Genomic DNA, 22,560 nt, shown 5'->3' with positions numbered 1-22,560 from the left:
CATTTCGCTTCGACATTGCGAGGGGCGGAAGTAATGAAAGAATTCAAGGAGTTGAGCGCTCTCACCCTGGATTGCTTCGCTCCGCTGGCAATGACAAACGTGTGAGAGGAGAGAGATCGTGAATGACGGCGTAATTCATCCCGTACCCGAGACATGGGCGAAAGAGGCCCTGATCGATGCCGGAACCTACGCCGAGAAATACCGCCGCTCCGTACAAGATCCCGAGGGTTTCTGGCGCGAGGAAGCGCGGCGGCTTGACTGGTTGAAGCCCTTCACCACGGTCAAGAACACGAGCTTCGACGAAGCCACCTTTGGCATCCGCTGGTTCGAAGACGGCACGCTCAACCTCACCGCCAACTGCCTCGACCGCCACCTCGCCGCCCGGGGCGATCAGACAGCGATCATCTGGGAGCCGGACGATCCGGCCACGCCCGTCCGCACCCTCACCTATCGCCAACTGCATGAAGCCACCTGCCGCTTCGCCAACCTTCTAAGGGCAGAGGGGGTCCGCAAAGGTGACCGGGTGACGATCTACCTGCCGATGGTCCCCGAAGCGGCGGTGGCGATGCTGGCCTGTGCGCGGATCGGTGCAATCCACTCGATCGTCTTTGCCGGTTTCTCCCCGGAGGCGCTCGGCAGCCGGATCGAGGATTGCGACAGCGACGTCGTCATCACCGCCGATGAGGGCCTGCGCGGCGGCAAGCGCGTGCCGCTCAAGGCCAATGTCGATGCGGCGCTGGAGCATCACGGCAAGGTCCGGCGAGTCATCATGCTGCGGCACACGGGCGCCGATGTGCCGATGATCGAGGGCCGCGATCTCGATTGGGCCACCGCTGTCGCCAGCCAGTCAACCGACTGTCCGGCAGAGGAAATGGGCGCCGAGGACCCGCTGTTCATCCTCTACACCAGCGGATCGACCGGAAAGCCCAAGGGCGTGCTTCACACCACCGGCGGCTATGCCGTGTGGGTCGGCATGACCCATGAGTATACGTTTGACTACCGCCCCCACCCGGACAGCACCCCACAAGTCTACTGGTGCGCGGCGGATATTGGCTGGGTCACCGGCCACAGTTACGTGGTCTACGGCCCGCTGCTCAACGGCGCGATCTCGGTCATGTTCGAAGGCGTGCCGAACTACCCTGACTTCTCCCGCTTCTGGCAAGTGGTTGACAAGCACAAGGTGGAGATCTTCTACGCCGCCCCAACCGCCCTGCGCGCCCTGATGAGGGAGGGCGATGACTGGGTGAAGAAGACGAGCCGCAGCACGCTGCGCCTGCTCGGCTCGGTCGGCGAGCCGATCAACCCCGAAGCCTGGGAGTGGTACTACAACGTCGTGGGCGACGCGCGCTGCCCCATCGTCGACACCTGGTGGCAGACCGAAACCGGTGGGCACATGATCACGCCCCTCCCCGGTGCGACGGACCTCAAGCCCGGAAGCGCCAGCAAGCCGATGTTCGGCGTTCAGCCGGCGATCCTCGACAGCGAGGGCAAGGAACTGCACGGCGCCTGCGAGGGCGCGCTGGTCATCAGCGACAGCTGGCCCGGTCAGATGCGCACCGTCTACGGCGATCACGCGCGCTTCTTCCAGACCTACTTCAGCACCTTCCCCGGCCACTACTTCACCGGCGACGGCTGCCGCCGGGACGAGGACGGCTACTACTGGATCACCGGCCGCATCGACGACGTGATCAACGTCTCCGGTCATCGCATGGGCACTGCCGAGATCGAGAGCGCGCTGGTCCTGCACGAACGGGTCGCGGAGGCTGCCGTCGTCGGTATGCCGCACGACATCAAGGGCCAGGGTATTTACGCGTACGTCACCACAACCTCGGGCACCGAGGATAGTGACGACCTCCGCAAAGAGCTGATCCAGTGGGTCCGTCGCGAGATCGGCCCAATCGCCACGCCCGACGTGCTCCAGTTCGCGCCCTCGCTGCCCAAGACCCGCAGTGGCAAGATCATGCGCCGCATTCTGCGCAAGATCGCCGAGAACGACACCGGCAATCTCGGCGACACCTCGACGCTGGCCGATCCGGGGGTGGTCGACGACCTGCTGGCGAACCGGCCGAAGACCTGATTAGATACGACAAAATAAACAGGGAGTGGGGAAATGAGGAATTCGATTCGCGCAGGCCTTGCCGCGCTGGCGATGACTTTTGCCGCGACGGCTTCGGCGCAAGCGCCCGAGAAGCCGCAGTCCTGCCAGCGCGAGTGCCTCGAAGGGTTCGTCAACCGCTACCTCCAGGCGATGGCCGACGGAAAGGTCGACCCGGCCCTGTTTGCCGCCGATGTGCGCTTCACCGAAAACGGCATCCAGCTTCCCTTCGGGAACGAAGGCCTCTGGGCCACCGCCAGCGGCGTCGGTCAGTACAAGTTCTATGTTCCCGACACTGAGACCCAGCAGGTCGCTTTCCTTGGCACCGTGCTCGAACAGGCCCAGAGTTCGGCCACCGGCCCGCAGCGGCCGCCCGAACTCGTCGGCATCGCCCTGCGCTTGCGGATAGTGGACGGCAAGATCACCGAGGTCGAGCAGATCGCCGCCCGGCCCGAACGGCCCTTGGGCCCCGTTCAGACCGCGAGCAGCAGCCCATTCCCGGCTACGGGCGCGGCCGTAGAAGCGATGGGCGCACCGCACCCGAAGTTCCTCGAGGCCATCCCCGAGGGCGAGCGTCAGAGCCGCGCGGACCTGATCCGGATCGGAAACTATTACTTCGATGCGATCCAGCGCAACACCGGCAAGGGCTATTACCCCTTCAGCGACGATTGTCTGAGGCACGAGAATGGCATGATCATTGTCGGCCCGCCGGGTACGATCGGCATGCAGGGGCGCGAAGTCCAGGGATGCAAACAGCAGCTTGAGACTTCGCTGATTGGCGCCGTCACCGGCATTCGCGACCGCCGCTTCGTGGCCGTCGACCGCGAGCGCGGGATCGTATTCGCCTTCGCCTTCTTCGATCACCGGCCGATCAACTGGACCTGGCAACTCGGCGAACTGTTCAAGATCGAAGGCGAGGAGATCACACGCGTCGAAGCGATTTTCATCCGCGGACCCTACGGCATCAATGCGGGCTGGAGCACTTACGAACAGGGCCGCTCCGAACAGATCCAGGATGTGCGCTAAGGTCCTTCGACAAGCGGATCTCGGATTAGGGGGACACATATGATGATCAAGAAACTGCTCTGTGCCGCGCTCTTGCTCGGCGGTTCGACGCCAGCATTTGCCCAAGGGGGGCCGCCGCCGAGTCCGTGGGCTCCGCTGCAAGACCGCCCGACTTGCACTCGCGACGAGCTAAAGTCCGCCACCACCGCCTATGTCGAGGCCCAGCGAAAGGGCGACATCTCCGGTCTGCCGCTGCACGAGAAGGCCCACTTCCTCGAGAACATGAGCGATGTGGATCGCGGCTCCGGGCTGTGGAACACGCCCCTCCCCATCGCCCACGCGATGAGCTTCCATGACGACAAGCGCTGCAAGACCTTCACCGAGATCATTGTCACAGAAGGCGCCCACCAATACGTGATCGGCACGCGCCTCTACTTGCACGACGGCAAGGTCCTGCGCGTCGACAGCCTGGTGACCGACAAGGGCGACTGGCTTTTCAACGCCAACGCCTATCTGAAGTACGCGAAGCAGGAGGACTGGTCGGATCTGTTCAAGTACCAGAAGACCGCACCGGCCGAGATGATCCGCGGCGCCAACGCGTATCTCGATGGATTTGCCGACAAGTTCACCGACATTCCCTGGGGCACACCCTGCGCGCGCCTTGAAGGTGGGGCCTACACCAATCGAACGGGCGATCCGCACGCCTCCTGCGAAATCGGCCTGCCCCCCGGTGTGCTCTACATCGTCAACCGGGACTATCTGATCGACGAGGAAAAGGGCGTCATCAATATCTTTTGCCGCTTCGGCAATTCGACCAGCGGCATGCCCGACAGCCACACCTTTCGCTTCATCGACGGCAAGATCCGCGCCGCGCATACCCTTAGCGTGAACCTCGGCACGGCGCCCTCGCCCCAGGCTGACGATAATGGCGGGATCGTGGGAGGACCTCCCGGTATAAACTGAACGGCGCGTTGGGGATTCGGCAAGGATTGCACTTTAAGAGTGATTCCCGGAGTCTTGGGGTGCCGGTTCAGTGATCGAAATCGAAGTCCAGAACGAAACCCACCAGAGCCAGGAACGCCTGCGCTTTGCGGCCGTCCCGCGCATTGGCGAGGGCATCCGCCTGCGCGAGCCCGACGGCTTCTGGGCGTCCTACGACGTTGTCGACTTGTGGTACCAGAAAGCCGAATTCGGCGATGTTTGGATACCGTACCTCCATGTCCGGCTGACCCCCGCTCCGGCGGCAGCGGAACCCGGCCCGGTCGAGATCCCGGCGCAGGCCCCCGCTCAGGCGCAGGTCTACGGGATCAAGGAGGTCTACTCATTCACGGGCTGATCAAACGCACCGCGCCCCATGGTGAGGGCGCACAGCCGGCTCCGGCCGAAACGGTGCAGGCCGCCCCGACAGAGGCGCCCGCCCCTGCCCAGGTACGACGCTGCCTGATCGTCGACGATTCCCGCGTCATGCGCGCGGTCTCGCGGCGGGTGGTAGAGAGCCTCGGCTATGCCGTGGCGGAAGCGGAGAACGGCCAGGAAGCGCTCGCTCGCTGCGAAGCCGGCGGAATGCCCGACCTGATCCTGCTCGACTGGAACATGCCGATCATGTCCGGCATCGAATTCATCACCGCGCTGCGCGCTCAGCCGGGCGGCGGCGGGCCCAAGGTGGTGTTCTGCACGACAGAAAACGATCCAACGATCGTCGGCCGCGGGATTGCCGCCGGCGCTGACGGTTTCGTCACCAAGCCTTTCGACGGCGAAACTCTCCAGGCCAGATTGCAGCGCCTCGGCGCCGCCTGACGCGAAACGGCCGCCGGTTTCCCGACGGCCGTCTGGGGGGCAATTTATAATCCGAAATCAGTCGAGCGAGGCCAGCGCCGTGCCTTCGACAGCCGCGCCCTTGGCAGCGGCCTGTTCGACAGCGTTCTGCATCGCGGCTTCACGGCAGGCGCTGAGAGCGGCACCAGCCTTCATGTCACGCGGGTCGACGCGGCCGCAAGCGGCGTTCGCCCCGATCTCCAGGCGCTCGGCGAGAACCGCGGCGCCAGCCGGCGAGGCAATATCGAGATCACCGTGATGTACGGCAACGCTGACTTCCTGCGCAGCGGCGGGGGCAATTGCGAAGAGGGAAAGCGAGGCGGCGGCAAGGGCCTTGAGGGCAATCGTGTTCATCTGATTACGTCCTTCACTGGGGGGCGCCTCGATCGGCGTGATGACGGGATAGGACCTGCTTGTCGCACCGGTATGCCGCGCCTGAACCAAATTGTCGGAAAGTGTCCGCCTGCAGAACTTGACGAAACCCGCGGAATCCTGGGGCTGGAGGCTGCTCCGGCACTGATTTGCACCCGCAATCCCGCGACAAGTTCGCGAGACAGTTACAGCTTGTGACCGAACGCTACTCCGGCCGCATGCCATAATCGATTCTGATCCGGACCCACGAACCCACCAGCGACTTTCCGCCCCGACGCGGGGGGCGAACCTTGAACTGCCAGGTCGCTGCGAGAATTGCGCGGTTCATCATCGAGCCTTGCGGATACTCGGCCAGAGGCACGCAGTCCTCCACGCGATAATCCGGCGCCGTGCGGCAAGCGATCAAGCCCCAACCCGGTCCCGAAGCGGTCGAAAGATAGCCATCCAGCTCATCGTCGGTCGGCCGCTTGTACCAGGCCGCCTTGTAGAGAGGCTCCCCGTTAGGTGCCGTGCCGACGATCTCGGTGTCGCCCATCGCGCCGGAGGATCCCGTATTGGGCGGTCCATAGGAGGGCATGCCCGGCTGTGGCTTCTGTATGGGTCTTGGGCCTACCGGAGGAGCAGGAGGCGGTGGTGCGACGGGTTGGACCCTCGGGATCGGAATAACCGTGGGAGCAATCGGCGCCGGGGTCACAACGACCGGTTTTTCGATTGGCGCTTCTTCGGGTTGGGCGGTGGCGGGCTGCTGTTTTTGGTCGGGCTCCGGTGTCTCATCCTCGGATTCGGAGTAGTCGCTGGACTTGAACTGGACTTCGACGACCTTGGGCTTAGTCGGCTGATTGATCGACCAGCCGAGCGAGAGCAGCAGGAGCAGAAGCACCGCCTCGAGCAGCAGCGCCACCGCCATGCCCGTTGCGCGCGGGCCTAGGTCCCGGCGAAACCGCTCAGGAAGGAAATCGGCCAGCGCGCGCGCCGGCCGTTCTGGGGAAGTCTGATCCAAGAACGATTACCCAATCAGTCGTTCGAGCCCGCGCCGCAAATCCATCGCCGCCTGTTCGGCCAGTCCTGTTCCCGGGACCATTTCAAACGCATGAATGGCACCTGGGTACACGTGTAATTCCGTCTGCACCCCGCAATCGATCAAGCGCCGGGCATAGTCGAGGTCCTCGTCGAGGAACAGGTCCAGCGCGCCGGTACCGATGTAGGCAGGCGCGACGGCGGAGAGGTCTTCTGCCAGGGCGGGCGAGAACCAACCCTTTCGAGCGTCGGCAGGTTGGTATTCGCCGCGTAGCGCCTCCCAGCCGAAGCGGTTCTTCTCGCGCGTCCAGATGAACTCGCCGGTGTGGCGGTTGCGATAGGCATCCTCGGGCCCTCCGGTGCGCCAGTCGAGCATCGGGTAGATCAGCACTTGGCCCGCCAGCCGGGGCCCACCCCTGTCGCGCGTCATCAGCGCGAGGCTGGCGGCAAGGCCCCCGCCCGCGCTCTCTCCCATCACGACGATCCGGGCGGGATCCACCCCGAGCGAGGCCGCGTTGGCCGCCAGCCAAAGAAGCGCGGCATAGTTATCCTCTTGCGGGCCAGGAAACGGCGTCTCCGGAGCGAGGCGGTAGTCGACCGAGACCACCACGCAATCGTGCTGGAGCGCCAGGGCAGGCTTGTCGGCCACGGCGCGATCGGCGGTGCCGACGACCATGCCGCCACCGTGGATGTGAAGGATCGCCGCGCGGTCCTTCGCCTGCGACGGCGGATCAATCACCACCAGCCGCACATCGGGGCTGCCGGAGACGGGCGCGAAGGCTTCGCTGACCGGAAAGGGCGGCGGCGGGACGTCCGTGCCGGTGAATAGCGGGTTAGCGCGAATTTCCGGCAAGGCCTCCGCCGTCAATTCGAGCGAGGGCAACTCCAGCAAGGGTCCAATCTCGGGGTCCACCAGGTGGCGCGAGGTCATTCATTCTCTCCAAGCTTGGGCGATGACCTGCCCAGCGTCAGCTCCGCATCCGAGAAACGGATGGGAGTGCGTAATCCTTTGATGCCCGCGCCAAGATCGAGCACCATGCCCCGCGCGACGATTTGAGGATCGGCCAGCGCCTCGGCCACAGAGTTGATCGGACCCGCCGGGATGCCCTGCTCCTCGAGATCGGCAAGCAGGGCATCGCGCTCCCAATCGCGGGTCTGGGCGGAGACTGCCTGCGAGAGAGCGTGCCGATCCCGCACTCTACCGGCATTGGTCGCCCACAGCTCGCGCGCCGGCAGGTCGAGCAGGTCCGACAGGCGGCGGAACTGGGCGTCGTTGCCGACCGCGATGATGATCCACCCGTCGGCGACCGGGAAAGCCTCGTAGGGCGAGATATTCGGATGGGCATTGCCCAGCCGCTTGGGCACCACGCCTGAGACAAGGTAATTCATCGCCTGATTGGCGAGCGTTCCCGTCATCACGTCCATCAGCGCCATGTCGATGTGCTGGCCCTTACCGGTCAGTTCGCGCTGATGAAGCGCGGCCTGGATCGCGATCACCGCGTAGAGCCCCGTGAGAATATCGGCATAGGCGACGCCGATCTTCTGCGGTGCCCCTTGCGGATCGCCGGTCAGGTCCATGATCCCGCTCATGCCCTGGACTATGAAGTCGTACCCGGCGCGCGAGGCGTAAGGTCCGTCCTGCCCAAAGCCGGTGATCGAACAGTACACGAGCCTGGGATTCACCTCGCGCAGGCTGTCGTAATCCAGCCCGAACCTGGCGAGCCCGCCGAGCTTGAAGTTCTCGATCAGGACATCCGCGTCGCGCACGAGGTCCAGCACCGTCGCGCGCCCTTCCTCGGTTCCGAAGTCCGCGACCACCGACCGTTTTCCTCGGTTGGTGGCGTGAAAGTAGGCTGCGTCCTTCGTTCCGTCGCCATGCTCGACGAAGGGGGGCCCCCAGCGGCGGGTGTCGTCGCCTTCCGGGCTCTCGATTTTCACTACTTCGGCGCCGAGATCGGCCAGCACCTGACCCGCCCAGGGGCCGGCGAGAATCCGCGCCAGCTCGACGACTTTGATCCCGGCGAGCGGCGAGGTCATGTCAGGTCAGGCAGCAAGCGCGAAGACAGCGGGGCCGTCGTCGTCGTTGGCGGAGGGCAGCAGGCGTTTCACCGGACGGGTGCGGCGACGGCGAGCAGCGACGAGGCGTCTTGTCGCTTTCCCATTGCCAAGGCGCAACCGAACATAGCGAACCCCCTGGCGCGCAACGGCAGCGGCAGCAACCGCGTAGGCCACCAACACCGCGTCGTAATAGACCGCCATTTGCAGCGCGTAGGCGGCCACCACCTCGGGCTCGAGAAGAACGATCACCTCGCCTCCTCCGATCATCAGAGCCGACAGGATCAGCAGATAGAACAGCTTATGCCGTTCGAAGACGGCCATGTGTTCGAGCGGTTTGCTGACCAAATGCCTGTTCAGCACCGACCCGACCCCTGAATCCGGTGCGAAACGCATCACCAGCATCAGCGCCACGCACAGGCCATAGAGCCCATAAACCATCGCCAGAGTCCCTTACGCCGGATCGATGTGGAAGATGCGTTCGGCATTGCCGTGGCACAAGGCGTGGCGTTCTTCTTCGGTGCATTCGAAGGCCTCGATGAAGTCGACCGCGGGTTTCATTGGCTGATAGGGATAGTCGATCGCCCACATCACGTTCTGCACGCCGAGCTTGTCGATCGCATAGCGCAGCGCGAGCGGGTCCTCGACGCCGCTGGTGGTGATGACGAAGTTGTCCTGGAAGTACTCGGCCATCGAGCGGCCCGTCTTCTTCGCGCGGCCCACGACTTGCGCGCGGCTGTTCATGAAATTGATGCGCCAGAGCCAGAACGGAACCGCCTCGCCCATATGGCCGATGCAGATCTTGAGCTTGGGGAAGTGGTCGAACACGCCGCCCGCCATCATGCGCACCGCATGAGTGCCGACTTCGACGCCATAGCCCCACATGGCGCTGTCCATGCCATAGTCCTGCAGCGGCCCCTTGAGCGTATCGCTGGCCGCGCGCGGGTGGATGTAGATGCACCGGTCAAGCGCCTCGGCCGCTTCGAGGATCGGCCAGAACTTCGGATCGTCCAAGTATTCGCCGTTGGTGTGGCTGTTGATCATGAAGCCGTTGAGGCCGAGATCGTTGATGGCCCGCTCCATCTCCTTGGCCGCGCGCTTGGGGCTATGCGGGGCGAAGCTGGCGAGGCCGGCGAAGCGAGTCGGATACTTGCGGCAGACTTCCGCCAGGCGGTCGTTGGCGAGGGAGGCCAGCTCCATCGCCGTGTCGGCATCGAACATCTGCACCCCGGGAGCGGTGAGCGCGAGCAGGTGCATGTCGACGCCGAATTCGTCCATCTGCGGCAGGCGATGCTCCTCGATGTCCTTGAGGCCGCTGAGGAAGTCGAGCTTGCCGTAGCCCGAGGTGTCGCTCGGCGCGTCGTAGATGCCCTTCACCAGCAGCTTGTCGAGGCTCTGCGTAGGGCTGTTGGCGGTCTTGCGCAGTTCCTCCGCGACTTCGGGGATCGACCAGGCTTCCTCGGTGGCAATCAGGCGCAATTCGGCTCTCCTTTTGTCTGTTTGGGGAAAGGTATGGCGCAAAGGCGGGCTCGGGCAAAGGGCTCCGATCGCCTGTCAGAAGGGCAGGATGACGGGAACCAGCAGCACCGTCACCACCAGCACGATCAGCGTCAGCGGAATCCCGATCCGCACGAAGTCACCGAAGCGGTAATTGCCCGGCCCGACGACCAGCATGTTCACGGGCGAGGAAACAGGCGTGATGAACGCGGCAGATGCGGCCAGCGCCACCGTCATGGCGAGGGGGTAAGGCGACACTCCCAAGGCCTGCGCCATGGCAATCGCGATCGGCGCCATCAGCACCGCGGTTGCGGTGTTGGAGATGAACAGGCCGAGCACGGCGGTGACGACGAACAGCATCACCAGGACCAGCGTCAGCGAACCTGAACTGACGACCGACAGCAACCATTGGGCCGCGATGTCGGTAGCGCCTACGGCCTCCAGCGCGATGGAGAATGGCAACATGCCCACGATCAGCACCAGCGTCTTCCAGTGAATCGATTCATAGGCGGAGTTCATGTCGATGCAGCGGGTGAGGCCGAACAGCAGGCAGCCGATCAGGGCGGCGAGGACGTTGGGCACGAAGCCGGTCGCCAGCAGGAACACGGTCAGCGCCAGGATCGCCACGGCATAGGGCGCGCGCGACGCCTGGGGCACCACGTCCTCGACCTCCACCGGCGTATTGAGGACGATCAGGTCATCCGAATGAACCGGCAGGTAGTCGATCGCGCGCCACGGCCCGATGACCAGCAGCGTGTCGCCGGCGCGAAGGACCACATCTGCGACAAGGCCATCGAGCACTTCCCGGGCCCGGCGAATGCCGACCACCGAGAGATCGTGCTCCGTGCGGAAACCGCTTGTTACGACTGTCTTACCGACCAGATCGGAGTCGGGTGAAAGCAGCACTTCGGCCATGCCGATCTCCTGGCTGCGATCGCCGAAATAGGGCGCCGCCAGGGGAAGCCGGTGAAACTTGTAGAGGCGTTCCAACTCGTCGAGGTCGATATCCGGGCGGCACATGTCGATCATCACGACGTCGCCCGCCTCCAGCCTGAACTGGGCATAGGGCCGCAGCAGTTCGCGGGTGAAGACCTTTGTCCGCTCGATGGCGATCACGTTGATCCCGGTGCTGCCCCGCAGATTGAATTCATTCAGGGCCCGGCCGATCAGCGGCGAACCGGATTCGACAAGAAAGCGGTATTCGCGACCTTCCAGTCCGTAGCGCTCGACAAAGTCGCCCAGCGTTGGCCGTCCGGAGGTCGCGGCCAAAGCGCTCTCCCCGCCAAGGAAACGTCGGGCCCCGAGCATGTAAGCGACCGCCAGAACGAGCAGCGGAATGCCGAACGGGGTGAAGTCGAAGAAGCCGAACCCTGGCAATCCATGCCGCTGCAACTCCGCGTGAATCACCAGGTTGGGCGCGGTCGCAACCAGGGTCATCATCCCGCTGAGCAGGGCCGCGACCGACAGCGGCATCATCAACCGGCCGGCCGGAATGCGGGCATTACGGGCGATGCGCAGGACGATAGGGACGAAGATCGCCACCACGCCGGTGGAGCTCATGAATGAGCCAGCCCCGGCAACGACGATCATCAGCAGCACGATCAGCCGCGCCTCGCTGCTGCCCGACCGGGTCACCAGCCAGTCGCCGAGCGACTTGGCTACCCCGGTCCGGACCAGTGCCTCCCCGACCACAAACAGCGCGGCGATGAGGATGATATTGGGATCGGCGAACCCGGCCAGCGCCTGTTCTACGGTGATGATGCCGGACAGCGGCAGCATCACCATCATCAGCAGCGCGACCGCATCCATTCTCGGCCGCCCGATCGCAAACATCACGATCGCCGCAAGCAACAGACCAAGGACGATGAGCAAGTCGAACATCTTACTCCAATCTACGGCAATTAGGGCCGGCAGAGGAGCCCGGCCCGCTCTCCCCTTATTCGCCGTCCCTCCTTCCGTCCGACCAGGTCAGTCGCGTCACGGGCTCGCGGCCGCTGACCGGGTTGGCGAAGTGGAAGCCCATCGGGGCAATGCGCGGATAGGGGGCGAAAGTCTCGCCGCGGAGCGGAGCGTCGGGTCCAAAAGCCGCGAGTTGTTCCGCCGTCGGGGCAAAGCGCTTGCTCGCATCCGGATCGATGCCGGTCCAGCCCGTGGCGTAATCGGCCAACCAGACATAATCGAGGTCCATCCCCTGGATCCGCCACACGCCGTCTTCCTTGATCACCTGGTTTTCGTAGATCCCGCCAATCCACGAGCCCGGACCGGTCGAAGAGCTGTTGAACTGCAGCAAACGCGTGCGAATGAAGGCGCGGCCGCCGTCGCCGTAAACGGAGACGAAAGGCTGCGTCTTCTGGTGGATTGCCTGAAAGGCATCGTTCGGCCCCCCTTCGCCATAGCGCTGGATCAGGCTTTTCAGCACATGGTCCTTGCCGATGAAGGTGCCGATGTAGCTCAATTCCTTCCACCCATCGCGGGCGAACAGGTCGGCGGTGTTACGCCAGGCGAACTGGTCGATATAGTAACCATAGGCGTTCGACACGTTCTCGGCGCCATCGAAGGCCTCGGCCATTTCCAGCGCATTGGCGGTAATCGCAACCTGCCCGCCGGGCTCGCGCGCCGGGAAGATCACGCCCGGCGGCAGGGCCTGCATGGCAAAGGCATGATCGGGATAGGAGAGGTCGACCGGTTGCGGGGGACCGTCGGGCCACTGGCTCTCCCCAATCGGCAAGGCGGCGGGCAAGGGGTGCGCCCAACCTTCCTTGTAGTTCGCCCGCATCAGCGGACGAATATGCAGCTGGGCAATTTTCCAGTGGCCGCGTTCGTCGGCGCGAAGGAGGAAGGTGTCGATCGCCGCCGACCAGAACCCCTCTCCCCCATGCTGACCGGTCATGCCCAGTTCGACCACGCGGACGAGCGCGGTCGAGCCGTCGTCGGAGATATTGACCAGCGGCATGAGCAGGGGACGATCGTTGAGTTCTCCGGGGTCGAGCCCCGGTTCACCGAAGCGGGCGAGAAACTTCCGCACCCCCGCCGTGCCGTTGTAGACACCCTGCCCCGCCACATCGATCTGGCCGTCGGCGGCGAACAGGTCGACGATATCGTCGTACATCCCACGGTCGAGATAGTAGCCAAAGGCATTGGCGAGGTTCTGGGCCGTACCATGGCGCAGCAACAGCGATGACTCCCGCGCCAGTTCGTCGCCCGGGCGCGGTTGTGCGGCCTCGCGATCGGGCAGCACCACGCCCGCCTCGTCAGGGGTGTAGTGGTAGGGCGCGCGTTCGAGCGCGTTGGCGTCATGGCGCCAACCTGTTTCGTAGGGGCCGGAGAAGTTGAGGTAAGGCCGGATGAACGCGACCCGCCAGCCGTCGCGCGTCTTGTGATATTCGATGACGTCGGTGGTCCCCCGCCACTCGGCGGACTTACCGGCTTCGCCCGTCAGCGCGATCTGGTGCCAACGCCCGGTTGCGCGGTCTCCCATGGCCGAGAGCGTGATGACCGGGCTGATCCACACCCGCAAGTTGAGCTGCCCGGCGGGCATCCCGTCGGCGCCGTGGCCCATGCGGTCGCGCAGCCACTGCTCCACCGCGTTGCGGCCCGTGGCGTTTCCGCCGGGGAGGACCATCTCGACATAATCGGTTCCAAGTTCGGCCATCCCCTTCCAATCGCCGGCCATGGCCCGGTAGCCCCACTCCGCCTGGAGCCGCTTGATTTCACGGATCGAGCGCAAGTCCTCGACTCTGGCGGTGTCCCGCGCGAGGTCGTCCTGCGCTTGTACCGTGGGAGCCAGCAACAAGGCGGCAAGCGCCAGAAGCAGACGGCAGATCATTGCCCGCCCGCCAGCGCCAGCGCCAGCGCCTCTTCGTACACGCTGGTGTCGATCAATATCGCCAGCTCCTCCCGCCCCCGTGCTCGGCGGTTGTCGCGCTGGGCAAGCCATTGTTCCTCCAGCACCAGCACGTCGAGCAAGTCGGGCGGAAAGTTCGCGTTGAAGCGGTGATGCCTCCAGCTGTCGGCGACATCGTCCGGCGAGAACCCTCCGGCCTTCGCTACCAGCCGCTTGGCCTTGGCCGGATCGGCGTTTATCTGCGCCGTGGCGTCGATCACTGCGCGCACGAAGCGGACGATCTTCGCGCGCCTGGCCGGATCGGCGAGATGGGCCTCCGTTGTGTTGAGGTTGAACAGCTCCCGATAAACACCATCACCATGGAACTCGATCAGGTCGGCGCCCAGCACCTGGGCCGAATTCTCGCTTTCCGGCTCCCAGATCACCACGGCATCGACCTCTCCTTTGCGCAGGGCTTGCGTCATGGCGGAAAGTGGGGCGATCGGCACCGCCACTATATCGGCGAAGCTCAGCCCCTCTTCCGCCAGCATGCGGTGCAGGAAGTAGCCCGAGCTGGTTTGGGCAATCGTGGCAACGCGCTTGCCCTTGAGGTCGGCGACGCTCTCAATCCCTGCGGAGCGCCGCGCGACAATTCGGTAGAGCCCTTCGCTGACGTTGAGGATGATGCGCAAGTCGGGGTGCCGAACCGAGTAGCGCAGCGCCTGGGTTTCGGCATGAGTGGCGACATCGGCCACGCCTTCCTCGCCAAAACCCGGCACGATCGGCTCGCCGACGAGGTTCGGGATGCCGCCCATCTTCACCGTCGCGACATCGGGATAAAATTCGTCCGCCGCGTAGAGAACGGGCGCGATCTCGAATGTCTGCATGTTGCCATGGATGGCGATGGGCCCGGGAGAACCTTGGGCAAGGGCGGGCGCGGCGACGGTCAGCATGAGCCCGGCCAGCAGCGCCCCTATCATCCTCATGACGGCCCCTCCCCGTTCGTCGCGAGCTTGCGGTTCGACGAGCTCACCCCGAACGGAAGGTGTAGCGGTTGGTTCGATGGGGGCAATCCCCAAGCGGCAGGAAGGGCGCGCGGCTTTGCCGGGCGCGCGAAGCGGCTCGTTCATGAATGTCTCCGTCGATGTGAGGGTGCGCGAGTAGCAGGGGCACTATCGCGATGCTCATCATTTGTGCCATATTAGCGTTTCGATGTCAAGGCTTTTCACCCACTTGGTACATTGCCGGATCTCCACGCAGAACTTGTCTAAGGGAGGATTTCGGGAGTCCTTGCCGCATCGCCCAACGCAGCCTAGCCTCCGCCCATGACCCCGACCGCCTCTCTCGACGACGCCAGCTGGACTTCCGCCGGCCTGGCCCGGCGCGAGGCGGTGCGGGAGTGGCAGGAGTGGGCCGCCCGCACGATCGCCCCGATCGACGTCTGCGTGTTCGATACCGAAAGCTTCGCCGCGCGCTGGTCCAGCCACGGTGTCGGCCAGTTGCGCTTGCTGCGCCTGGAAGCGCCGGCCCAGCGCGTGGTTCATTGCGGCAACGAGGGCAACGCCGGGAAAGCCACGCCCTCGATCCAGTTGGTCTACGCCCGCAGTGGCGCGCTCAAGACCCGGATGGGCGGGAAGCGATTTACCGTCCAGCCGGGGGAGTTCGTGCTGCTCGACAACACCCGCTTCTACCAGATGGAGATGGACACCGCGCACGAGGCGGTCGACCTGATGATGCCGCTCGGCTGGCTCGACCGCTACTTGCCCGATCCGGGCGCGCTGCTGGGGCGTCCGGTGAGCGCGCGCGAAGGCTGGGGCGCGCCGCTCGGCAGTCTGCTCGAGACGATGGCCGAAGGGATCGACCAGACGCCTCTTCCGCGGCCGATGATCGCCGAGCAGGTCGGCGCCCTGCTAACCCTCGCCACAGGCTTCCACGAACCCGCCACCGAAAGCCGGCATCGCGGCCAGCTGGCCCGGCAGATCCTGCGCCGCATCGAAACCGACTTCGCCGACCCCGACCTTTCGCCCGAGGGGCTGGCGGCGGAACTCGGTATCTCCAAGCGCTACCTGCAGACGCTGCTGGCGGGCAGCGGGACCAGCTTCGTGCAGGAACTGACCGCCACCCGCCTCGACCGCGCGAGCGACATGCTGACCGACCCGCGCGCCGGTGGGCTGAGCGTGGGGGAGATCGCCTTCCGCTGCGGCTTCCTCGACCCCGGCTACTTCGCGCGGGCATTCCGCAAACGCTTTGGCAGGACGCCGAGCGAGTGGCGGTTGGCGACGCGAGGGTGAAGATCCTCCCCGAGCTGGCTCGGGGAGGATTGTGACCCAGATCAAATCCCCTCGCTCCCACTCGGTTGTATCCTCGGCCCCACCCCTGCTAAGCAAAGACTACCGGAGAAGGAGCCCCCCATGCCCGATACCGCCGCCGCCAAGGCCAACCTCGAAGCCCAGCTTGCCGAGCTGCAAGGGCGGCTCGATCGCATCGAAACCGACCTCGCCGAACCGCTCAACCCCGACTTGCCCGAACAGGCGACGGAGATGCAGGACGACGATTCGCTCGGTGGCCAGGCCGAACTCGCCGCCCGCCAGATCGCCTCGATCGAGCGCGCGCTGGAGCGGATCGACGAGGGAACTTACGGGGTCTGCGTGCAGTGCGGCGCCGACATTGCCGAAGGCCGTCTGGAAGCCCGGCCCGAAGCGGCGCTGTGCATCGATTGCGCCAGGGGCCAGTAGGACGCGCTCACTGCGCGATAATCCCACCCCTCTTGCGCGGGAATCCTCACATTCAGTTGCGGGCAAGGGCTAGACCTGCAACCCTTCGAAGATGCCCGCCATTCTAGAGACCGCAAAGGTCCGGTGGGCGCTTCCGCGAGAGAGGTTTGCCCACGATGCCCGAAGCCAAGTCCTTCCCCCTGCCCAGCGATCTCAAGGTCGTTCCCGGAACCGAGGCGGCCCAGGCCTCCTATCCCTACTACACCCAGTTCGTGCCCGAAGATGACCAGAAGTTCTGGTTCTATAACTCGATGCACTTCCCAGAGCCGATGCATCACTTCGACATGATCACGGCAGAGGCCGCCTATGTCGCGCTGGGGGCGTTCAACACCCGCGTCCATGTGCTGCCGACCGCAAAGGGTATCGAGCACCGGGTGATCAACGGCCGGGTCTACATCGGCGGCGTCGCGGTGACCGATCCGGCCGAGATCGGCGAGCGGGTCGAGCAGTTCCAGCAGCGCGCGTTCTACTACTACGAGCACTGGGAGAAGCTCTACGACCAGTGGAAGGTCAAGATGAAGACGCTGATCGCAGACGCCCAGGCGCTGCCCAAGCCTTCGCTGCCCGACTACGAACCGATCGAGACGACCCACACCGGCAAGGGCGTCGCCAGCAATCACGCGCTGCTCGACATTTACCAGAAGCAGGTCGAAGGGTACCACCGGATGTGGCACCACCACTTCGAGTTCCTGCTGCTCGGCTACGGCGCCTACATGACCTTCTTCGACTTCTGCAAGAAGGCCTTCCCCGAGATCAGCGACCAGGCGATCAGCCGCATGGTGGCGGGCATGGAAGCCGAGATCTTCCGTCCGGACGAGGAAGTGAAGCGCCTCGCCCGCCGCGCAGTGGAGCTGGGCGTCGACCGGCATTTCACCGACGGCATGAACATCGACCAGGTCCTGGCCGAACTCGAGGCGGTCGGCAACGCGGGCAAGGAATGGCTCGGCGAGCTGGAGACCAGCCGCAATCCGTGGTTCAACGTCAGCAGCGGTGACGGGTTTTACCACTATCACCGAAGCTGGAACGACGACCTCTCACTGCCGTTCGCCGCGCTCCCGGGCTACATCGACAAGATCAAGTCCGGCGCCAACATCGAGAGGCCGACCGAGCAGCTCATTTCCGAGCGCGAGCAGCTGGTGGCCGATTACCGCGAACTGCTCGACACCGACGAGGATCGCGCGACTTACGACCAGCTCATCGGCCTGGCGCACCGCGTGTTCCCCTACGTCGAAGGGCACAAGTTCTACTGCGAGCACTGGTATACCAACCTCTTCTTCAACAAGATCCGCGAGTTCGGCGCCCTGTTGCGCGACCACGGGTTCTGGGAGCGGGAGGAGGACGTGTTCCACCTCACCCAGTACGAAGTCGAAAGCGCGATCATCGACCTGATGCTGAGCTGGGGGATCGGTGCCCCGCCACGCGGGCCGCAGCACTGGCCGGCGATCGTCGCCCAGCGCAAGGCGGCCATCGAGGAATGGGGCAAGCACCCGACTTCGCCCGCGCTCGGCGCCGTACCCGACGTGATCGACGATCCGGCGATCGTCATGCTGTGGGGCATTACCCGCGACAACCTCGATTCCTGGCTGTCCGACGGCGACGAGGACTCCAACGAGCTTAAGGGTTTTGCCGCCTGCTCGGGCGTGGTCGAAGGCACCGCGCGTATCGTCAAGTCGGTCGAGGAGATCGGCCGCTTGCAGCAGGGTGATATCCTGGTCTGCCAGGTGACCAATCCCACCTGGTCACCGATCTTCCAGAAGATCAGCGCCGCGGTGTCCGACATCGGCGGATCGATGAGCCACATGGCCATCGTCGCTCGCGAATACGGGCTGCCAGCGGTGGTGGGCACCGGCAAGGCGACACAGCGGATCAAGGATGGCCAGCGCATCCGCGTCGATGGCGGACGCGGGGTGGTGACGATCCTCGAAGACGAGCCGGTACTGGAAGAAGTGTAATGTCGACCAAGCGCAACTATTCCCCCCTCCCGCTTGCCGGAGGGGCCGGGGGTGGGCCTGTCAGGCCAAACGCCCCGCTATCCCGCACGCACCCACCCCTAACCCCTCCCGCAAGCGGGAGGGGGATGTGACCGCCGTTTCCTGGTTCCGCGAGGTCGGCATCGCCGATCGCCCCACCGTCGGCGGCAAGGGCGGCTCGCTGGGCGAACTGACCAACGCCGGCATCGCCGTGCCGCCGGGGTTCGTGGTCACCACTCACGGGTTCGAGCTATTCCTGGAAGCTCTTGAGGCGCGCGAGCCCGTGCGGTCCAAGGTCGAAGCGCTCGACCCGCACGACCTCGGAGCGGCGACCAAACTGTCCGAAGAACTGCGCCGCCGGGTTATCGAGGAACCGATGCCCGCCGATGTCGAGCAAGCGATCCGCGCCGCCCACGCCGAGCTGTGCCCGAATGCCGAGCCCGTCGCGGTTCGCTCTTCCGCCACCACCGAAGACGCCGAGGACGCGAGCTTCGCCGGTTTGCAGGACACCTTCCTCTGGGTTCTCGATGCCGACCAGATGGTCGCCAAGGTGCGCGAGTGCTGGGGCAGCCTCTACTCGGTCGAGTCCATGACCTACCGCCTCAAGCATTCGTTCCCCGAAGCGGGCGTCGCGATGGCTGTGGTCGTCCAGCAGATGGTCGATGCCATGTGCGCCGGGGTCATGTTCACCCGCAGCCCGACGACCGGCGACAAGTCGGTCATCACCATCGAGGGCGCCTGGGGCCTCGGTAGCGCTGTCGTTTCGGGCGAAGTCACGCCCGACCGCTGGGTGCTGGGCAAGATCACCGGCGAGATCTCGGTTCGCGACATCTCCGACAAGCATGCGCGGCAGGTCCCTGCGCCGGGCGGCGGGATCGAGGAGATCGCCAACGAGGCGGTCATCGCCAACCAGCCTTGCCTCACTGACGACCAGCTCATGGCCCTGCGCGAAGTCGGGCGAAAGATCGAGCGGCACTATGGCAAGCCGCAGGACATCGAATGGGCGCTCGACGAGCACGGCAACGTCTTCCTGCTGCAGAGCCGCCCCGAAACCGTGTGGTCGGCCAAGGATGCCGCCGCGCCGGTCAAGCCGACCGAGGACAACCCGCTCAAGCACGTGATGAGCATTTTCGGGGGCCGCAAGTGAGCCTGACGGCCCGGGACATTGCCGAAATCGCGAAGCTGCTCGACACCTCGCATTTTTCCTCGCTCGATCTGACGGTCGGGGAGTTCAAGCTGCGTATCCGCCGTGATGGAGGCTGGTCGGGACGCGATCTCGACGACGAACCTGTTCGTCCCGCCGAGCAACAAAAGTCACCCTCTTCTGAGCCGCCCCCGCCGCCCTTGGGGCAGGAGGCCGGCGCCGCCCGTGTCGGCGAGGTCGATGTGCCCGCCCCCTTGCTCGGCAATTTCTACACCGCGCCGCGCCCGGGCGACCCGCCGTTCGTGAATGTCGGCGACGCCGTCGATGAAGAGACCGTGGTCGGCATCATCGAGGTGATGAAGCTGATGAACCCGATCCGCGCCGGCGTCTCCGGCACGGTCGTTGCGATCCTGGCCGAGAACGGCACCGCGGTCGAGGAAGACCAGCCGCTGCTCCGCGTCCGGCTGAAGGGGTGAGAATGCAGATGCTGATCCCAGCCGTGCCCGTTCGTGGTGAGCTTGTCGAACCACCACACGGTGCGTCAGCGTCCTTCGACAAGCTCAGGACGAACGGAGCTTGGGAACAGGGTTCGGTTTTCCATCCCTCCTTTCCATTCGTGGTGAGCTTGTCGAACCACCACCCACAGCGCCAGCGTCCTTCGACAAGCTCAGGACGAACGGAAGTGGGGAGGCAAATTTAGATCATGGCCAACATCCAGATCGTCGAAACCTCACTGCGCGACGGCAATCAGTGCCTGTGGGGTGCGCTGGGCGTCACCACCGCGAACACGCTGACCATCGCGCCCGCGATGGAGCGGGCCGGTTATCGCGCGATCGACTTCACCACCTCCACCCACATGGGCGTGGCCGTGCGCTACAAGCAGGAGGATCCCTGGGAGCGGATCCGGGCCATGGCGGACATCTGCCGCAACACCCCGCTGCAGTTCCTTTCGACCGGCTTCCGCTTCATCGCCTGGGAAACCGCGAGCCCCGAGTTCATGGAGCTCGCCTTCCGCACCCTCGCCCGCAACGGCATTCGCCGTTTCGCGCTGGCGGACCCGATGAACGATGCAGCCTCCAATGTCGAAGTGGCGAGGCTGGTCAAGCGCAACGGCGGCGAGCAGGTCGTTGGCGCGCTGGTCTACACCATCAGCCCGATCCACGACGATGCGCACTATGCCGAAGCCGCGCGGATCATGGCGGCGAGCCCGGATATCGAGTCGCTCTACATCAAGGATCCAGGCGGCCTGCTGACGGCCCGGCGCGCCCGCACGCTGATCCCGGCGATCCTGGCCGAGATTGGCGACAAGCCGCTCGAACTGCACAACCACTGCACCATCGGCCTGGCCGAGCCGGCCTGCCTTGAGGGCGCGGAGCTGGGTCTGGCGGCGGTGCAGTGCGCCAGCGGCGGAGCGGCGGACGGGACCTCCAACCCACCGATCCAGCGGATGATCGCCAACTTGCGCTCACTCGGCCATACCGTCGACATCGATGACGAGGCGGTGGCAGAGGTCGCGCAGTACTTCACCGCCCTTGCCGAGGCCGAGGGCCTACCCACGGGGCACCCGATGGCCTTCGACGCCGCCTACCTCCAGCACCAGCTCCCCGGCGGCATGGTCGGCACCATGCGCCGCCATCTGGCCGACCATGGCGTGCCGCACCTCGAAGGCGCGGTGATCGAGGAGATGGGCCGGGTGCGAGAGGAACTGGGCTGGCCAATCGTGATGACCCCGTTCGCGCAGATGCTGCAGACCCAGGCGGTGCTCAACGTCACCGGCAAGGAACGCTACGGCGTGATCCCCGACGAGATCATCCGCTACGCCATCGGCCGCTTCGGACGACCCAACGTGCCGATCGAAGGCGAGGTGCTGGACCGCATCATGGCCAACCCGCGCACCAAGGAACTGGACGCCGAGCCGGGCATGGCCGAACTCTCGGATCTCAGAAGGCGCATCGGGCCGAACCTGTCCGACGAGGAATTCCTCCTGAGGGCGACCATGCCCGCGAACCTCGTCGATGCGATGCAGGCCGCCGGACCCGCTGAGCGCGAGTACGATCCCGCTACCGTGCCGGTGATGAATCTCCTGCGCGAGGTGCTGAAGCGCACGGACGTAACCCAACTCACGGTCGAAAAGGCCGGATTCAAACTGGAAGTCGAAGCATGACGCTGGACCGCCGCCCGAAGGGCTTCATGTTCGACCTCGACGGGACGCTGATCCTCTCCGACCGCAAGCTGGGCGGCTACACCGTCATTCCCGGCGCGGCCGAGGCGCTGGCCGCTCTCGACGAGCGCGGCATCCCCTGGATCGCGATGACCAATGGCAGCGCCTACCCGGCCTCGGTCCAGGCCCCGCGCCTGCGCGCCGTCGGTCTGCCTGTGGCGGACGAGCGATTGTTCACGCCCAACAGCGTGGCCGGAAAGGTCATGCTCCAGCGCGGCTATGCACGCGTGCTGGTGCTGGGCACCCAAGGCGTGGTCGATGCCCTCGAGGAAATGGGTGTGGCCTGCTGCCTGACCGGCTCGCCCGAGGCGGAAAGCGCCGATGCGGTCTATGTCGCCTGGCACCCGGAGTGCACGATGGACCACATCCACGCCGCCTGCTCGCGCGTGCTCGACGGGGCGGCCTTCCTCACCGCCTCGGACGTCCCCTACTTCGCCACCAAGGATGGCCGCTCGTTCGGCTATTCCTGCGCCATCAACGGCGCGATCGCCCGCGTGACGGGCCACGAACCGGAACCCTGCGGCAAGCCGAGCGCGCTGGCTTTGGAGTTGATCGCCGAGGAACTTGGCCTGGCCGAACAGGACGTTGGTGTAGTGGGGGACGATGCCGTCGCGGAAATGCAGATGGCCCGCGCGGGCGGCGCCATCGGCATTGCCGTCACCAGCGGCTCGACCGATCGTGCGCAATGGGCCGCGCAGCCGCCGGAGCGCGCGCCGCATGCGGTGATCGACAACGTCGGGGGTTTGCTGGCGGACGGACTTATCGGCTAGAA

Annotated in this window: 21 protein-coding genes; 12 read left to right on the top strand and 9 right to left on the bottom strand. The window is 65.2% G+C overall.

Annotated features, from left to right (window positions below; translation table 11 throughout):
• Positions 1-118: 118 nt before the first annotated feature.
• From acs to KK137_RS01930, 5 genes are all read left to right on the top strand, one after another.
• A complete protein-coding gene (gene acs, locus KK137_RS01950; RefSeq protein ID WP_214534370.1) occupies positions 119-2,077 on the top strand; it encodes an acetate--CoA ligase in 1,959 nt (652 codons plus the stop codon).
• A 33-nt stretch (positions 2,078-2,110) separates the two neighbouring features.
• On the top strand, positions 2,111-3,121 hold the full coding sequence (locus KK137_RS01945; protein WP_214534369.1) for a DUF8021 domain-containing protein: 1,011 nt from the start codon (positions 2,111-2,113) through the stop codon (positions 3,119-3,121).
• A 39-nt stretch (positions 3,122-3,160) separates the two neighbouring features.
• Positions 3,161-4,063: a DUF8021 domain-containing protein gene (locus KK137_RS01940; RefSeq protein WP_214534368.1), complete on the top strand. Its 903-nt coding sequence runs from the start codon at positions 3,161-3,163 to the stop codon at positions 4,061-4,063.
• Between the two features lie 70 nt (positions 4,064-4,133).
• On the top strand, positions 4,134-4,436 hold the full coding sequence (locus KK137_RS16535) for a hypothetical protein (RefSeq protein ID WP_338027928.1): 303 nt from the start codon (positions 4,134-4,136) through the stop codon (positions 4,434-4,436).
• Between the two features lie 53 nt (positions 4,437-4,489).
• Positions 4,490-4,897 carry a response regulator gene (locus KK137_RS01930; RefSeq protein WP_338027927.1) on the top strand — a complete coding sequence of 136 codons (408 nt, stop codon included), beginning with the start codon at positions 4,490-4,492 and terminating at the stop codon, positions 4,895-4,897.
• A 57-nt stretch (positions 4,898-4,954) separates the two neighbouring features.
• On the opposite strand, the gene KK137_RS01925 is transcribed toward KK137_RS01930, so the two are convergent.
• From KK137_RS01925 to KK137_RS01885, 9 genes are all read right to left on the bottom strand, one after another.
• The gene (locus KK137_RS01925; RefSeq protein ID WP_214534366.1) at positions 4,955-5,269 is read right to left on the bottom strand and encodes a UrcA family protein; all 315 of its coding nucleotides are present in this window, start codon (positions 5,267-5,269) and stop codon (positions 4,955-4,957) included.
• A gap of 223 nt (positions 5,270-5,492) precedes the next feature.
• Positions 5,493-6,287, bottom strand: coding sequence for a hypothetical protein (locus KK137_RS01920; protein ID WP_214534365.1), 795 nt, complete (start codon positions 6,285-6,287; stop codon positions 5,493-5,495).
• 6 nt (positions 6,288-6,293) lie between these two features.
• Positions 6,294-7,235: an alpha/beta hydrolase gene (locus tag KK137_RS01915; protein ID WP_214534364.1), complete on the bottom strand. Its 942-nt coding sequence runs from the start codon at positions 7,233-7,235 to the stop codon at positions 6,294-6,296.
• Complete coding sequence (locus tag KK137_RS01910) at positions 7,232-8,341, bottom strand: CaiB/BaiF CoA transferase family protein (RefSeq protein ID WP_214534363.1); 1,110 nt, start codon at positions 8,339-8,341, stop codon at positions 7,232-7,234. The genes KK137_RS01915 and KK137_RS01910 overlap by 4 nt, the downstream gene beginning before the upstream one ends.
• Before the next feature lie 6 nt (positions 8,342-8,347).
• Entirely contained in the window at positions 8,348-8,800 is a 453-nt protein-coding gene (locus tag KK137_RS01905; protein ID WP_214534362.1) for a hypothetical protein, read from the bottom strand.
• 12 nt (positions 8,801-8,812) lie between these two features.
• Entirely contained in the window at positions 8,813-9,838 is a 1,026-nt protein-coding gene (locus KK137_RS01900) for an amidohydrolase family protein (protein WP_250893549.1), read from the bottom strand.
• Positions 9,839-9,913: 75 nt separating this feature from the next.
• Positions 9,914-11,737, bottom strand: coding sequence for an SLC13 family permease (locus KK137_RS01895; protein ID WP_214534360.1), 1,824 nt, complete (start codon positions 11,735-11,737; stop codon positions 9,914-9,916).
• Between the two features lie 55 nt (positions 11,738-11,792).
• A complete protein-coding gene (locus KK137_RS01890; RefSeq protein ID WP_214534359.1) occupies positions 11,793-13,682 on the bottom strand; it encodes a nuclear transport factor 2 family protein in 1,890 nt (629 codons plus the stop codon).
• Entirely contained in the window at positions 13,679-14,665 is a 987-nt protein-coding gene (locus KK137_RS01885; RefSeq protein WP_214534358.1) for an ABC transporter substrate-binding protein, read from the bottom strand. Before KK137_RS01885 ends, KK137_RS01890 begins: the two co-directional genes overlap by 4 nt.
• Positions 14,666-15,004: 339 nt before the next feature.
• On the opposite strand from KK137_RS01885, the gene KK137_RS16530 reads away from it, so the two are divergent.
• The 7 genes from KK137_RS16530 (at position 15,005) to KK137_RS01850 (ending at position 22,558) form a co-directional block, all read left to right on the top strand.
• Complete coding sequence (locus tag KK137_RS16530; RefSeq protein ID WP_250893548.1) at positions 15,005-15,970, top strand: helix-turn-helix domain-containing protein; 966 nt, start codon at positions 15,005-15,007, stop codon at positions 15,968-15,970.
• 120 nt (positions 15,971-16,090) lie between these two features.
• Complete coding sequence (locus KK137_RS01875) at positions 16,091-16,414, top strand: TraR/DksA family transcriptional regulator (protein ID WP_214534357.1); 324 nt, start codon at positions 16,091-16,093, stop codon at positions 16,412-16,414.
• Positions 16,415-16,569: 155 nt separating this feature from the next.
• A complete protein-coding gene (locus KK137_RS01870; RefSeq protein ID WP_214534356.1) occupies positions 16,570-18,405 on the top strand; it encodes a PEP-utilizing enzyme in 1,836 nt (611 codons plus the stop codon).
• A 127-nt stretch (positions 18,406-18,532) separates the two neighbouring features.
• Positions 18,533-19,570, top strand: a complete 1,038-nt coding sequence (locus KK137_RS01865; RefSeq protein WP_214534355.1) for a PEP/pyruvate-binding domain-containing protein — start codon at positions 18,533-18,535, stop codon at positions 19,568-19,570.
• Positions 19,567-20,043, top strand: coding sequence for an acetyl-CoA carboxylase biotin carboxyl carrier protein (locus tag KK137_RS01860; RefSeq protein WP_214534354.1), 477 nt, complete (start codon positions 19,567-19,569; stop codon positions 20,041-20,043). The genes KK137_RS01865 and KK137_RS01860 overlap by 4 nt, the downstream gene beginning before the upstream one ends.
• A gap of 227 nt (positions 20,044-20,270) precedes the next feature.
• On the top strand, positions 20,271-21,731 hold the full coding sequence (locus KK137_RS01855) for a biotin carboxyl carrier protein (RefSeq protein WP_214534353.1): 1,461 nt from the start codon (positions 20,271-20,273) through the stop codon (positions 21,729-21,731).
• Positions 21,728-22,558 (top strand): HAD-IIA family hydrolase, encoded by an 831-nt coding sequence (locus KK137_RS01850; protein WP_214534352.1) that lies wholly within the window; start codon positions 21,728-21,730, stop codon positions 22,556-22,558. The genes KK137_RS01855 and KK137_RS01850 overlap by 4 nt, the downstream gene beginning before the upstream one ends.
• Positions 22,559-22,560: the final 2 nt, after the last annotated feature.

The sequence above is a fragment of the Croceibacterium selenioxidans genome (assembly GCF_018599195.1).
In the GTDB taxonomy this organism is placed as follows: Bacteria; Pseudomonadota; Alphaproteobacteria; order Sphingomonadales; family Sphingomonadaceae; genus Croceibacterium_A; species Croceibacterium_A selenioxidans.
This window is presented reverse-complemented; position numbering and strand designations above follow the sequence as displayed.

Bases quoted from the DNA above. Each gene is read 5' to 3' on its own strand.
- KK137_RS01925 (WP_214534366.1), bottom strand. From the start codon at position 5,269: ATGAACACGATTGCCCTCAAGGCCCTTGCCGCCGCCTCGCTTTCCCTC.
- KK137_RS01875 (WP_214534357.1), top strand. From the start codon at position 16,091: ATGCCCGATACCGCCGCCGCCAAGGCCAACCTCGAAGCCCAGCTTGCC.
- KK137_RS01850 (WP_214534352.1), top strand. From the start codon at position 21,728: ATGACGCTGGACCGCCGCCCGAAGGGCTTCATGTTCGACCTCGACGGG.
- KK137_RS01895 (WP_214534360.1), bottom strand. From the start codon at position 11,737: ATGTTCGACTTGCTCATCGTCCTTGGTCTGTTGCTTGCGGCGATCGTG.
- KK137_RS01915 (WP_214534364.1), bottom strand. From the start codon at position 7,235: ATGACCTCGCGCCACCTGGTGGACCCCGAGATTGGACCCTTGCTGGAG.
- KK137_RS01905 (WP_214534362.1), bottom strand. From the start codon at position 8,800: ATGGTTTATGGGCTCTATGGCCTGTGCGTGGCGCTGATGCTGGTGATG.
- KK137_RS01870 (WP_214534356.1), top strand. From the start codon at position 16,570: ATGCCCGAAGCCAAGTCCTTCCCCCTGCCCAGCGATCTCAAGGTCGTT.
- KK137_RS01945 (WP_214534369.1), top strand. From the start codon at position 2,111: ATGAGGAATTCGATTCGCGCAGGCCTTGCCGCGCTGGCGATGACTTTT.
- KK137_RS01940 (WP_214534368.1), top strand. From the start codon at position 3,161: ATGATGATCAAGAAACTGCTCTGTGCCGCGCTCTTGCTCGGCGGTTCG.
- KK137_RS01910 (WP_214534363.1), bottom strand. From the start codon at position 8,341: ATGACCTCGCCGCTCGCCGGGATCAAAGTCGTCGAGCTGGCGCGGATT.
- KK137_RS01855 (WP_214534353.1), top strand. From the start codon at position 20,271: ATGGCCAACATCCAGATCGTCGAAACCTCACTGCGCGACGGCAATCAG.
- KK137_RS01890 (WP_214534359.1), bottom strand. From the start codon at position 13,682: ATGATCTGCCGTCTGCTTCTGGCGCTTGCCGCCTTGTTGCTGGCTCCC.
- KK137_RS16530 (WP_250893548.1), top strand. From the start codon at position 15,005: ATGACCCCGACCGCCTCTCTCGACGACGCCAGCTGGACTTCCGCCGGC.
- KK137_RS01885 (WP_214534358.1), bottom strand. From the start codon at position 14,665: ATGAGGATGATAGGGGCGCTGCTGGCCGGGCTCATGCTGACCGTCGCC.